The organism is Tistrella arctica (assembly GCF_039630945.1).
GTDB classification, from domain to species: domain Bacteria; phylum Pseudomonadota; class Alphaproteobacteria; order Tistrellales; family Tistrellaceae; genus Tistrella; species Tistrella bauzanensis.
In genome coordinates, this window is record NZ_JBBKTV010000016.1 from 70,377 (window position 1) to 85,616 (window position 15,240).

Below are 15,240 nucleotides of genomic sequence, written 5' to 3' on the forward strand. Positions count from 1 at the left end.
CTGCCTCCGTCCTCGTCATGTTCCGGTTTCTTGATGGCGGCGTCGTGCAGTCGTGGCCGTCCGGACCCGCAGGCTGTGGCGGTCCGGACGGGACGGTCAGTTGAAAATCGCTTCATAGTGGTTGGCCTGAACCGGCCGGCCGGTGGCCGGGTCGATCGGCGCGATCACCGGGCAGACGAACATCATCTTCAGCAGCCCCAGCCGCGGATGGGCGATGTCGTAACTGTTGGCCGGCAGATAGAACTGCGCCGGCCCCCGGAACAGCAGGCTGAACCCCATCCGGCGCATGCCGGTCAGCATCGCCTGCACGCCGGGACGTGCCGTAACCAGAGTGAGCGGCAGGTTTCCTTGCGGCAGCCGGACGTGAAACTCGGTGCCGACATGGGGCGCGAAGGTCTCGTAGGTAAAATTCTCGAACATTCTGTTTCCCGATGAGTCAAGTCAGAACGGCTGGGCTGGAGCAGAGCTCCGCGCCTGCACAGGTTGCAATTGCAGGATGGCAGATACGCGCCGTTTCGCCCCTCGGTTGCCGCACGTGTGTACTGTGGCACGGATCACGACAGGAGTCTCGCCCGCCGCGCCCGCGCATGGTTAACGGCCGTTGACGTTGATCAAGTCATTGGCAGTGTTCAAAAACATGCGGAATCAACGGGCTGAACCCCGTCACGCGCCGGGTGACGCGTGCGATGCTGCTTCCGCTGCCCAAATGGTTCAGCTAGCTTAACCAAAATCCGGGAAATGACGCCTGCGCCTGAAAAAAGCGCGGAGCGCCTGCCATCGCATGTGACTGATCGTGGTCCGACGCGATGGCTCAGGGGATGCCAACACAGTGGTCGGGCTTCATCGACGATGCGGCTGACCCGTTATGGGTTCGGGGGACGGTAATCATGCGTCGCTTTCGTCGTCGGGGTGATCAGGCTGGCCGCAACACGCTGGCGCCACGGCGCCCCGGTCGGCGGGTATCGCTGGCGCAGGCGCTGGAACCGCGGATGATGTTCGATGCTGCCGGCGTCGCCACGGCGGCCGAGGCGCTTCAGGATCAGGCGGCACAGGATGCCGCCGCCGCGCTGCGCCCCGATACCGATGCCACGGCGCATGACACCTCCCATGACGATAGTGCGGCACTGGTCGACACCACGCCTGCCGATGATCAGGACGACGCCGATGCCGGCGCGGTTGACGGCGCGGCGCCGGCCGCCGCCGCCGACCGGCGCGAGGTGGCGTTCATCGACACCCGGGTCGACGGTTGGCAGACCCTGGCGGCCGGCCTGGCCGCCGATGTCGAGATCGTGGTGCTGGATGCAGGCGAAGACGGGCTGGCGCAGATCGCCGACTGGGTTGCCGCGCAGTCGGGCGCGGTCGATGCCATCCACATCATTTCCGAAGGCAATGTCGGCGAGATCTGGATCGGCGCGACCGCCTTGTCGGACCGCACGATCGAGGATCATGCCGGCGATCTGGCGGCGATCGGCGCCGGGCTGGCCGAAGGCGCCGATATCCTGCTCTATGGCTGCGATGTCGCTGGCGGCCCCGAGGGCTCGGTGTTCCTGGGCCGGCTGTCCGAGCTGACCGGCGCCGATGTCGCGGCCTCGGATGACGCCACCGGGGGCATCACCGCCAATGATGGCGGCCGCCATGGCGACTGGCAGCTTGAGGTGGCCACCGGCACGATCGAGACCACCATTGCGCTGACCGCCGAGGCCCAGGCCGGCTATGACGGCATTCTGGCGACCTTCACCGCCGCCAATGCCAGTCAGTTGAACACCGCGATCACCAACGCCAATGCCGCCGGCGGCACCGACACCATCGACATCACCGCCGACATCTCCACCACCGCCGGTTTCAACACCATCACCGATACGGTCATCGTCAAGTCATCGACCGGCGATATCCGCAGCATCACCGGCACGTCGATCAGCAATGACGCCCTGTTCGCTGTCAGCAATGCCACCGCCACCTTCCAGGATCTGGCGCTGAGCGGGGGTAACAACACCTCGGCTGACAACAGCGGCAATGGCGGCGCGATCTCGTTCGTCTCCAACGCCAACCATTCCCTCACCATCGAGCGCGTGACGTTTTCGTCCAACCAGGGTGTCCGGGGCGGCGCGGTCTATTTCGACGACGGTGTGACGGGCACCGGGTCGCTGACCATCACGGATGCGACCTTCAGCGACAGCACGGCACTGGCGGGCGGGGCGGTCTGGGTCCGAAGCGGTTTGGGCACGGTCACGGTCTCCGGATCGACCTTCGACCAGAACGAGGGCACATCAGGGTCGAGCACCGAGGGCGGCGGCGCGCTCATGATCGTTGGCGACACGGCCGGCGATATGGCTGTCAATATCGACACGAGCTATTTTTCCGGGAACACGACGGCGTCATATGGCGGCGCTGTCTTCTTCAAATCCGGCCATGTCTACGATATCTCGATCACGCGCTCGACCTTCTCGGGCAACACCGCGAGTAGCCAGGGCGGCGCCATCAATATGGAGGGCACCACCGCCAGCACTGCCGAGGTCGTGAACAGCACCTTCTCGGGTAATTCCGCCCAGTATGGCGGCGCGATCGAGAACAGCCTCACCCTGGCCGTGTCGCACAGCACCTTCGCGGGCAATGTCTCGACCGCCGGCTCGTTCAACGGCACCATCGACAGCTATGGCGGCAGCCTGGCGATCACCCATTCAATCTTCGCCAACAACACCGGCCGGGGCATCAATGTCACCGGCGGCTCCGTCAGCAATGGCGGCTATAACATCTATTACAACAACAGCGTCGCCTCGGGCGGCTGGACGGCGGCCGGCACCGACAAGACCACCGACCCGGTTCTGGGCACGTTGCAGGACAATGGCGGCGCCACGCCGACCATGCTGCCGGGCTCGGGCAGCTCGGCGATCGATGCCGGCAATCCGTCGATTTCGGGGGCGCCCGCCACCGACCAGCGCGGCGGCACACGCGTGTCCGGCAGCGCCATCGATATCGGCGCGGTCGAGCTGGTGAACGATACCACCCCTGTGCTGGGTGGCCCGCAGACCGTGTTCTGGACCGAGGGCAATGCCCCCACTGTCATCCTGCCGGTCGTTACGGTGGCCGATGATGATGGCGACCTGATCACCTCGGCGCGGGTCTGGATTGCCAATGCGCGTGATGGCGACGTTCTCGCGATCACCGCACCCGGGCCTTACACCTCCAGCGTGGCGATGGAGGGCGGCGCGCTGGTCCTGACGCTGACCGGCAGCGGCACGGCGGCACAGATGCAGGCGGCGCTGCGCACCATCACCTATTCATCCACCGCGGATGCGCCCACCTGGGGTAATACCGGATCGGCCTATACCCCCACGGCCGCCGGGTCGCGCATCCTCCGCGCCACCGTCACCGATGCCGATGGCGCCACCTCCGACGAACTCATCGGCAGCGGCATCGCCGTCACCAGCCTTGATGACGATGCGCCGGCGCTCGCCGCCGAACCCTATGTCTATACCCCCGGCAGCGGCTATGTGACGGTCGCACCCGATCTGTTCCTCATCGATGATACCGCGACGATGACGTCGGCGACGGTGCAACTGGTCAGCTCCCCGGATGGATTTGCCGAACGCCCGAGAATCACGGCCACCGACCCCAGTATCTCCATCAGCTACAATACGAGCACAAAAACCCTGACCTTCACCGGCACCGCGTCGCTCGATGCCTATCAGACCCTTCTTCGCCAGGTCCAGTACCAGAACACCTCAACCCCGGCCAATATAGACCCGGCCGACCGCACCCTCCGCTACACCGTCACCGATGCCAATGATCAGGTCGGCACCTTCGACCTGACCATTGGCATCGACGTGGCACCGACGGTTGCGACCAACACCGGCGCCACCGTTGCCGAAGGCGGATCGGACACCATCACCACCGCGATGCTGCAGGCCACGGACGATTTTGACGCGGCCGATAGCGTCACCTATACGTTGACCGGCACCAATGGCCTCACGGTCTATCGCGATGGCGTCGACCTGGCGTCCAACGGCACCTTCACGCAGAAGGATATCGACGACGGGCTGATCACCGTCGAGCATGACGGCGGCGAAAGCGCCGGCAGCTTCACCTTCGTGCTCAGCCAGGGCTCAGGCTTGTCGGATTCGGTTCCGCATACCTTCGACGTGACCACGACACCGGTGAACGATGCGCCGGTGATCACCCTGCCGGCCGGTTCCTCGGTCTCGGGCACCGAAGACACGGTGTTCAACCTCACCTCGACCTATATCACAGTCTCGGATGCCGATGCCGGCACCAGCCCCGTCGTCGTGACCATCACCAGCACCGACGGCACGCTGGGCAGCATCGGCACCACGACCGATGTCACGGTCGGCAGCACCGCCAATGGTCTGACGCTGACCGGTACGGTGGCGGCGATCAATGCTTATCTCGGTGAGGCGGGTAATCTCAACTTCACGCCACCGGCCAATGTCACCGGTAACCGCACAATCTCGATCGGTATCAGCGACCAGGGCAATACCGGCACCGGCGGCACGCTGACCGACAGCGACACGCTGACGATCAATCTGGCGGCGGTGAACGACGCACCGGTGATTTCAGGCGACGGCATCGACCTGCCGGATGGCACCGAGCACACCGGGACCGGCACGATCGCGATTGCCGATCTGCTGACCGACGCCGGCTATAGCGACGCCGACACTGGCGCCCTGTCGGGCATCGCGATCACCGGTGTCACCGGCAACAGCGTCTGGCAATACACCACGGATGGCACCAACTGGTTCCAGATCTCGGCCGTGTCGGACGGCTCGGCGATCCTGCTCAGTGCCTCGGCGTCTCTGCGCTATGTCTCCGATTTCGAGAATGGCGAAACCGCGACCATCTCGTTCCGGGCCTGGGACCAGACCAGCGGCACAGCCACAAACGGTTCCACCCAGTTCCGGGCGAACACCGCCACGAACGGTGGCAGCAGCGCGTTCTCGGCCAACGTCGCGACGGCGACCATCGTCCTCACCGATCTCAATGACGCGCCCTCGATCTCCCCTGATGACGTACCATTGACCGACACGGATGAGGACACCACCTCCGCTGTGGTCACGGTGTCGGATCTGCTCACCGATGCCGGCTATGGCGATGTCGACAACGGGGCGTCGGCGGGTGGCATCGCGCTGACCGGTTCGGCCGGCAACGGCACCTGGCAGTATTCCACCGACAGCGGCGCCAACTGGTTCGATGTCGGCAGCGTGGCGTGGGGCACGGCCCTGCTGCTCAAGCCGGATGCGCAACTACGCTATGTCCCGGATGGCGACAATGGCGAGTCCGCCAGCCTGACCTTCAAGGGCTGGGACCAGACCCAGGGCACGGCCGCCGACGGCGCCACCCGCTCGACCTATAACATTACCACCGCCGGCGGCCTGACCGCGTTCTCGTTCCAGCAGGCGGATGCGACGATCACGGTGACCTCGGTCAACGACGCGCCGGTCGTCACCGTGCCCGGATCGATCGCCGTGACCGAGGATGTGGCCACGGCGCTGACCGGCATCGCCTTCGCCGATGTGGATGTCGGCTCCGGCACTGTCGTCGTCACCCTGTCGGTGGCATCGGGCGCGCTGGCGGCGACGTCGGGCGGCAGCGTCACGGTGGGCGGTACGGCCTCGGCGCTGACGCTGACCGGCACCATCGCCAACATCAACAGCTTCATCGCGGCCAGCGGGGTGAGCTTCACCACCGCTGCCAATGCCACGGCCGATGTCACGCTGACCGTCGGGATCGATGATGGCGGCAATACCGGCTCCGGCGGCGCGCAGACCGACAGCGACACGGTGACGCTGTCGGTGACGGCGGTGCAGGACGCGCCGGTGATTTCGGGCGACGGCATCGACCTGCCGGATGGCACCGAACAGACCGGGACCGGCACGATCGCGATTGCCGATCTGTTGACCGATGCCGGCTATAGCGACGCCGACACTGGCGCCCTGTCCGGCATCGCGATCACCGGTGTCACCGGCAACAGCATCTGGCAGTACACCACGGATGGCACCAACTGGTTCCAGATCTCGGCCGTGTCGGGAAGCTCGGCGATCCTGCTCGATGCCTCGGCATCTCTGCGCTACGTCCCCGATTTCGAGAATGGCGAAACCGCGACCATCTCGTTCCGGGCCTGGGACCAGACCAGCGGCACAGCCACAAACGGTTCCACCCAGTTCCGGGCGAACACCGCCACGAACGGTGGCAGCACCGCGTTCTCGGCCAATGTGGCGACGGCGACCATCGTCCTCACCGATGTCAATGACTCGCCCTCCATCTCACCTGATGACGTGCCATTGACCGGCACGGATGAAGACACGACCTCCGCTGTGATCACGGTCTCGGACCTGCTCACCGATGCCGGCTATGATGATGCCGACATCGGGGCGTCGGCGGGCGGCATCGCGCTGACCGGTTCGGCCGGTAACGGCACCTGGCAGTATTCCACCGACAGCGGCGCCAACTGGTTCGATGTCGGCGCCGTGTCGTGGGGTGCGGCGCTGCTGCTCAAGCCGGACGCGCAACTGCGCTATGTCCCGGATGGCGACAATGGCGAGTCCGCCAGCCTCACCTTCAAGGGCTGGGACCAGACCGAGGGCACGGCCGCCGATGGTGCCACCCGCTCGACCTATAACATCACCACGTCCGGCGGGCTGACCGCGTTCTCGTTCCAGGAAGCCGACGCGACGATCACGGTCACCTCGGTCAACGATGCGCCCGTCATCTCGCCCGACGACGTGACCCTGACCGGCACCGACCGCGAGACGAGGTCGGATCCGGTGACGATCTCCGATCTGCTGACCGATGCCGGTTATGGCGATGTCGATACCGGCGCGCTGTCGGGGATTGCGATCACCGGCCTGACCGGCAACGGCACCTGGGCCTACACCACCGACGGCACCAACTGGTTCTCGGTCGGAACCGTGTCGGGATCGGCGGCGCTGCTGCTTGGCGCGACCGCTCAACTCCGCTACACGCCGGATGGCGTGAACCCGGAAACCGCCACCATCAACTTCAAGGCCTGGGACCAGACCTCCGGCACCGCAACCAGCGGCGCCAGCCGGTCCACCGCCGATACGTCGACCGATGGCGGCACCACGGCGTTCTCAAGCGATGCCGCCACCGCGGAACTGGCGGTCGTGGCCAATAACGAGGCGCCGGTGCTGACGGCGCCCGCCACGCTGACGGTGTCCGAGGACACCGATAGCCCGCTCACCGGCATCTCGATCGCGGATGCCGATGATGCCGGGCAGGATTATCTGCTGATCATCACGGCCGATAGTGGCTCGTTCGCGGCAACCGGCACGGCCGATGTCGATGTGGTCGCCGAGGGTCATAGCATCCGGCTGACCGGCAGCATGGCCGATCTCAACGATTTCATTGCCGCTGGCAATGTCACCTTCCGCACCGCCCCGAACGCCACCCAGGCCGTCACCCTGGACGTGTCGGTCAGCGATCAGGATGCCGCCGTACCCGAGACCGACACCGCCAGTATCGCCGTCACGGTCACCCCGGTGAACGACGCGCCGGATGTTTATACGGTCGATGACGGCGTGACGCTGGCGCCGGCCCTGGAGCCGCTGTTCAGCCCGTTGCTGGTGCTGGATGCGCCGGATGGCGGCTATTATGCCGTCAGCATCCGCACGGACGGCCCGGATGCCGACAACAATGTGCTGATCTATCGCTATGACGCCGATGGTGCGCTCGACCAGAGCTATGGCACCGGTGGCGTTGCCTTTTTCGCCGGCAGTGTGCTGGATGCGGTGACGGTGCAGGCCGATGGCCAGCTTCTGATCGCCGCCCATTCCGCCGATGGCGATGTGGGCCTGTTCCGCGTGGCCACCAATGGCACGGTCGATGCAAGCTTCGGCCCGGCGATCATGACCGATGCCAGCTATGACCTTGTGGGCGCCGATATCGAGATCGACAGCGCCGGCAAGATCTTCGTCACCACCCAGGGCACGCCCACCGCCGGCCTGCGCGCGACCTTCATCTATCGCTTCAGCGCCGATGGTGTCTTTGAAGCCAAGCTCGACGCCAGCGGCGATATTGCCGGCAATGAGGTGGGTCTCGACTCGATCATCCAGCCTGACGGCAAGATCGTTACCGTCGCGCGCCGGGGCGACGATCTGATCGTGTTCCGCCAGAACGCCGATGGCACGCTCGACACCAGCTTCGCCACCGTCGGCTATACGGTGATCGACAGCACCGTCGATGCCAGCTACGACGCACTGCTCGGCCTCCAGGCCGATGGCAGCATTCTGCTCGCCGTGCCCACCCAGGGTGACAATCCGCTGGCGCCGACACCGATGATCTGGCGCTTCACCAGCGACGGCGCACTCGATACCAGCTTCGGCACCGACGGGTCGATCACCGGCCCGGCGATGGACGGTCTGTCCTTCGCCTTTGCCCCGGATGGCGGCATCCTGGTGACCGGCACGATCAATGACGATGGTGTGCTTTCGGCGGCGCTGTTGCGCTATACCGCCGACGGGCTTCCCGATGGCGATTTCGGGCGCGGCGGCGAAATCCGGATCGGCGGCATCGGCTACAATGTGGCCGGCACGTCGCTTCAGGTGAATGCCAGTACTGGCGACATCCTTCTGGGCGGCGCCTATCTGGGCGAGACGCTTGGCGCAGACAGCGCGCTGCTCTTTGCCCGCTTCGATGCCAGCGGCCAGGCCATCGAGGGAGCCGCGCCTGTCGACTACACCGAAAACGGCACGCCGGTGGTTATTGCGCCCACCATCGCGATCGACGATGTCGATCTGGGCGATGCCGACACGCTCGATGGCTTCACCGTGACCCTGTCGCGCGACGGCAGCGCCGACGGCCAGGATGAATTCTCAGCCGCTGACGGCGGCAGCCTGGATGCCCTGACCGAGGGCGAGGCCCTGGTCGTCTCCGGCACCACCATCGGTACGGTGGTGACGAATTCTGCCGGCACGCTGGTGCTGTCGCTGAATGCCGCCGCGACCCGCGCGCTGGTGAATGAGGCGCTGCGCCAGGTGGCCTATGCCAATGGCAGCGATACCCCACCTGCGACGGTGGATCTGGTCTGGACGGTGGATGACGGTAATTCCGGTGCCCAGGGTACGGGCGGATCGGCCACCGGCACCATGACCAGCGCGATCGCGATCACAGCCGTCAATGATGTACCGGCGATCACCGTCCCGGGTGGTGGCACGCTCTCGGTGGTCGAAGACACCGAAACCCCGATCACCGGCATCTCGTTCTCGGACGCCGACGCGGGCAGCGCCACGGTCGAGGTCGAATTCGCGGTCGATTATGGTGTCCTGTCGGCGACATCCGGCTCTGGGGTCACGGTCACGGCCACGGACTCGCAGACCATCGTGCTGAGCGGGTCGATCGCCGATATCAATACCTTCATCGCCAATGGCGAGGTGACCTATCAGACGGATCCCGATGACACGGGCGATGTGAACCTGACGGTCACGATCGACGACCTCGGCAACACCGGTCCTGCCCCGGAAACCGCGTCCGAGGTGATCGTCATCACCGTTGATCCGGTGAACGACGCCCCGGATATCGACACGCTGCCGGATGGCGTCGTCGTCGACGACAATCCGGGTGGCATCGACGGCAATCCGATCATCATCCCGATTCCCTCGGGCGGGTATTATCAGATCGGCGCCGATACCGATGGCACGTCGAGTGAGGTGATCATCGCGCGCTATACCGCTGCAGGTGAACTCGATACCAGTTACGGCACCAATGGCATCGCCACACTGAGCGACGACGGGACGGACATCTCACCCATCGATGCGGTCGTGCAGGCGGATGGCAGTCTGGTGGTTGCGTCGACCTTTGATGACGGCACGATCAGTGGATCGCTCATCCTGCGGTTCGACACCAGCGGGACGCGCGACCCGTCATTCGCGCAGGGCGGACCAGGCCTGATCGTCGCCGACATGACGCTCGACGATAGTGGGCGGATTCTGCTCACCGGTGGCCAGATCGACAGCGGCACTGGCGAGACGGATGGCGTCATTGTCCGCCTGACGAGCGCAGGCGAGATCGACCTGACATTCACCCTTGTTCAGTATGATGCGGGGGGAGACGAACTCTTTACCGGCGTGACCGTTCAGGCGGATGGCAGCATCGTCGTGGTCGGGATGGTCGATGACGACGTGATCGTGCAGCGCTATGCCGCTGACGGCACCCTCGACACCGGCTTCGGCACGGGTGGCACGGTCACCTTTGGCGACAGCGAAGCGATCGAGATCACCCGGTCGGTGATGATCCAGGCGGATGGTGGCATCATCGTGGCCGGCACGATTGCCGGCCCCGGCGGATATGCTGCGTTCCTGTATCGGCTCGACTCCACCGGTACGGTGGATACCAGCTTCGGCACCAGTGGCTGGGCTGCGTTCCCAGGGCTGATTGCGACATCCTTCACCATGCTCGACGATGGCAGCGTCGTTGCGGTCGCCTATGATCTCGACGCCGTCGAGCCGCTGGCCATCATCTTGCGCATCGGCACCGATGGCCAGCAGGACATGACCTTCGGCACGGATGGCCGCCTGGTCCTGGGTGATGCGACGCGCGCCTTCCTTGGTACTGCCATCAGCACGGATGCCGACGGCAATCTGCTGATCGGCGGACTTTATATTGGATGTGGCTGCGGTGATGCAGAGATCTTCGCCGGCCATTTCGATGCCAACGGTGTCGCGATCGACGGCTTCGGCGACCGGGTCCATGTCGAGGATGGCGGCTTCACGGCCGTCGACCCTTATATCGACCTGTATGATGCCGAACTGGCCGCTGGCAACAATTATGACGGCGCCACGCTGACCATCACCCGCGATGGCGGCGCGAATGGCGACGACACTTTCGGTGCCGTGTCGGGCGGCACGCTGGGCGCGCTGGTCGAAGGCGACGCCCTGGTCGTCGACGGCGTCACCATCGGCACGGTCGTGACCAATGCCGGCGGAACGCTGGTGCTGGTGTTCAATGCCAACGCCACCTACAACCTGGTGAACGAGGCCGCGCAACAGATCGGTTATGCCACCACCAACGACACGCCGCCGGCTTCGGTCGATCTGGCCTGGACGCTGAATGACGGCAATACCGGCGCGCAGGGGACCGGCCCCGCCTTGTCGGGCTCGGTGATCTCGACGATCCGGATCGCAGCCGCCAACGACGCGCCGGTGCTGACCCTTCCGGGCAGCGGCACGATTGCCGTGACCGAGGATGTGGCCTCGGCCGTCACCGGCATCACCATCGCCGATGTCGATGCCGCCGGCGGCATCGTGACGGTCACCTTCGCCATCGGCGCGGGCACGCTCACCGCCAGCAGCGGTTCGGGCGTCACGGTCGGCGGCACCGACACCGCCCTGACCCTCACCGGGTCGATCACCGATATCAATGCCTTCATCGCGGCCGAAGGTGTGTCGTACACCACCGCCGGGAATGCCGTCGACGACGTGACCCTGACGGTTACCGTCGATGATGGCGGCAACACCGGCGCCGGTGGGGCGCTGGCCGACAGCGGCACCGTCACGCTCGATATCCAGCCGGTGAATGACGCGCCGGAGATCGTGGATCTGCCCGATGCGATCAGCACCGGTGATGCCGGCAACGGCCCGGTGTCGAGCATCGAGGTGATTACCCTTGCCGATGGCCGCTATTACGTCATCGGCTATGACGCCGTGCCATATACGTTCCAGGTCGCGCGCTACAACGCCGATGGCACGCTCGACACCAGCTTCGACGGCGATGGCGGCGTAACCACCGACCTCGGCAGTTCGATCATCCCGGTCGATGCCGCAATTCAGGCCGACGGCAAACTGGTGGTGATGGGCCGTCCGGCTTCGGGCAGTGGTCCGGTGACGCTGGTCCGCTACAACACCGACGGATCGCTCGATACCAGCTTTGGCACCGATGGCATCGCCACGACCGCCATCCCGGGCAGTAACGGCCAGGCGCGCGCGGTCGCCATCGATGTGTCGGGCGACATTCTCGTCACCGGCAATACCAACAACAATTTCCTCCTGATGCGGTTCGACGCGGATGGCACACTCGATACCGGCTTCGGCGGTGGCGACGGCGTCGTCGATATCGATCTGGGCGGGCTCGACTGGGGTTTTGTCATCACACCCCAGACCGATGGCAAGCTGATCGTCGGCGGCAACACCGATCTGGGAGGCGCCCTGATCCGGCTGAACGCCGATGGCAGCCTTGATACCGGCTTCGGCACGGGTGGTGTGGTCGAACTCGGCGACAGCGGATCGTTGACCACGATCGAAGACGTCTTCGTCCAGTCCGACGGCAAGGTGGTCGCGGTCGGCTTCGTCGCGACCGTGCCGTTTGCCACGACGATCTGGCGCCTGAACACCGACGGGTCGACCGACACCGGCTATGGCACGGCGGGCCAGCTCAATCTGTCGTCGACCACCAAGAATGACGCGTTCATGACCGCGGCCGACGAGATGGTGATCCTCACCACCCGCAGTGTCGGCGGCGAGACGGTGTCGACCCTGATCCGGGTCGGTGATGATGGCGCGCTCGACTCAGGCTTCGGGACCGGTGGCGAATTGCAGCTCGCCGAGCTGGCCGATCGTGATCTGACCGCGTGGAATATCGGCCTGCGCGCCGACGGTGGCATGGTCCTGGCCGGCCCGGTCGACATCTCGACCGGTGAGGTCTTCACCGCCAGGATCGATGCGGACGGCAATTTCGTCGGTGGCGTCGGTATCGACGACCACATCGAGGATGGCGATGCCACGGCCATCGGTGCCGACATCCGCATCGCCGACGTTGAACTGGATGCGGCCGACAGCTATGCGGGGGCCACTCTCACCCTCACGCGGGATGGCGGCACGTCGACGGATGACGCATTCTCGGCGGTCTCCGGCGGCACGCTGTCGGCGCTGGTCGAGAGCGGTGACATCACGGTCGGTGGCGTCGTCGTCGGCACGGTGACGACCAATTCCGGCGGCCAGCTCGTCCTGACCTTCAACGCCGATGCAACGGCGGCGCTGGTCAATCAGGTCGCTCAGCAGATCGCCTATGCCAATGGCAGCGACACGCCGCCGGACAGCGTCGACATCCTCTGGTCGTTGAATGACGGCAACAGCGGCGATCAGGGCAAGGGTGGTGCGCTCATCGGCACCGTCGTGACCACGATCGGCATCATCGCCACCAATGATGCCCCGGTGGTGACCGTGCCGCTCTCGATCAACGTGACCGAGGACATTGCCTCGGCGATCACCGGCGTTTCGGTGTCGGATATCGATGCCGGCACAGGCGTCGTGACGGTGACGTTCCACGTTCCAAGCGGGTCCGGCACCATTTCTGCCACATCGGATGCCGGCGTCACTGTCGGCGGCACCGCCAATACCTGCACGCTGACCGGCACCATCACCGACATCAACGCCTTCATCTCGGCCGAGAACGTCACATTCACCACGGCCGCGGACGCGACCGCCGATGTGACCATGACGGTGACGGTGAATGACGACGGCAACACGGGCACGGGTGGGGCGCTGACCGACAGCGACACCATCACTCTCGCGGTCACCGCGGTGAACGACGCCCCCGTGATCACCGCGCCCGACAGTGCGACGATCGCAGTCACCGAGGATGTCGCAAGCGCGCTCACCGGCATCTCGTTCGCGGATGTCGATGCCGGCTCGTCGGTGGTCACCGTGACCCTGTCGGTCGCGTCCGGCACGCTTGCCGCGACGTCAGGCAGCGGCGTCACCGTCGGCGGCACCGCCTCGGCGCTGACCCTGACCGGCAGCATCACCGATATCAATGCCTTCATCGCGGCGAGCAATGTCGGCTTCACCACGGCGGCGAACGATACGACCGATGTCGTCCTGACGGTGGCCATCGACGATGGCGGCTTCAGCGGCTCGGGCGGTGCCCAGACCGACAGTGCCACGATCACGCTCGACGTCACCCCGGTGAACGACGCACCGGTCATCACCGACCTGTCGGCCTCGCCGGTCTACCAGGCAGGCGGTGCCGCCGTGGCGGTGGTCGGCTCGGCGGCGCTGAGCGATGTCGACTCGACCATGCTGACCAGCGTGGTGCTGACGCTCACCACCCGTCCGGGCGGGACATCCGATTATATGGGCCTGTTCGTGCCGGCGGCGAATTACGCCAACGACCATGGCATCAGCTACAACTTCAATGCCAGCACCGGCACGCTGACGCTGTCGGGCACGGCGTCGCTGGCCGATTACCAGACGGTGCTTCAGGGGGCGGCCTATCTCTATACCGGCGCGTCGGCGACGATGCCCGCCGGCGACCGGGTGGTGACGATCACCGTCACCGACGACAGCGGCGATACGCCAACCCAGACCAGCACCGCGTTCGAGCGCACCATCGAGGTCGACTCCGCGCCGACGGTGGACACCAACACCGGCACGACGGTGGACGAAGGCGGTTCGACCACCATCACCGCGGCGATGCTGTCGTCTTCCGATGTGGAAGATCCCGATGCCGCCGACATCACCTATACCCTGACCACGCCGCCGCCTGCCGGCACACTGAAGCTCGATGGCGTGGCGCTCGCGACCGGCGATACCTTCACCCAGCAGGATATCGATGACGGGTTGGTAACTTACGAGCATGACGGCTCGGAAACCACCTCGGACAGTTTCGGCTTCTCGGTGAAGGACACGAACGGTCTCACCGTCAGCGGCCAGAGCTTCGCCTTGACGGTGACCGCGGTGAATGACGCGCCGGCGCTGACGGCGCCGGCCTCCATCGATGTGACCGAAGACACCGAAACCCCGCTCACCGGCATTTCGATCACGGACGCGGATGCCGCAAGTGGCACGGTGACCGTGACCTTCACGGTGGGCGAGGGTGCGCTTGCCGCGACCGGAACCGCCGACATCACCGTCGGCGGCACCGCGAGCGCGCTGACGCTGACCGGCACGGTCAGCGACATCAACGCCTTCATCTCAGGCGGAGCGCTGACCTTCACGCCGGATGCCAACGCCAATGGCGACGTCACGCTCTCGATCGATGTCGATGACAGCGGCAACAGCGGCTCGGGCGGTGCCAAGACCGACACCGCCACGGTGACGCTCGCGGTTGCGGCGGTGAATGACGCCCCCGATCTGACCGCGCCGGCCAGCATTGCGGTGACCGAAGACACGGTGACCGCGCTGACCGGCATCTCGATCAGCGATATCGATGCCGGCTCGGGCATCGTGACCGTGACCTTCGCGGTCGGCAGCGGGACTTTGTCCGCGACCAGCG

At 65.5% G+C, this 15,240-nt stretch carries 2 protein-coding genes; one reads left to right on the forward strand and one right to left on the reverse strand.

Translation table 11 applies throughout. The features are described from left to right. Nucleotides 1-96 precede the first annotated feature (96 nt). Entirely contained in the window at nt 97-420 is a 324-nt protein-coding gene (locus WG924_RS25815; RefSeq protein ID WP_345935912.1) for a DUF6916 family protein, read from the reverse strand. Nucleotides 421-887: 467 nt separating this feature from the next. On the opposite strand from WG924_RS25815, the gene WG924_RS25820 reads away from it, so the two are divergent. Beyond that, a partial coding sequence (locus tag WG924_RS25820; RefSeq protein WP_345935913.1) for a DUF4347 domain-containing protein occupies nt 888-15,240 on the forward strand: 14,353 nt, incomplete at its 3' end.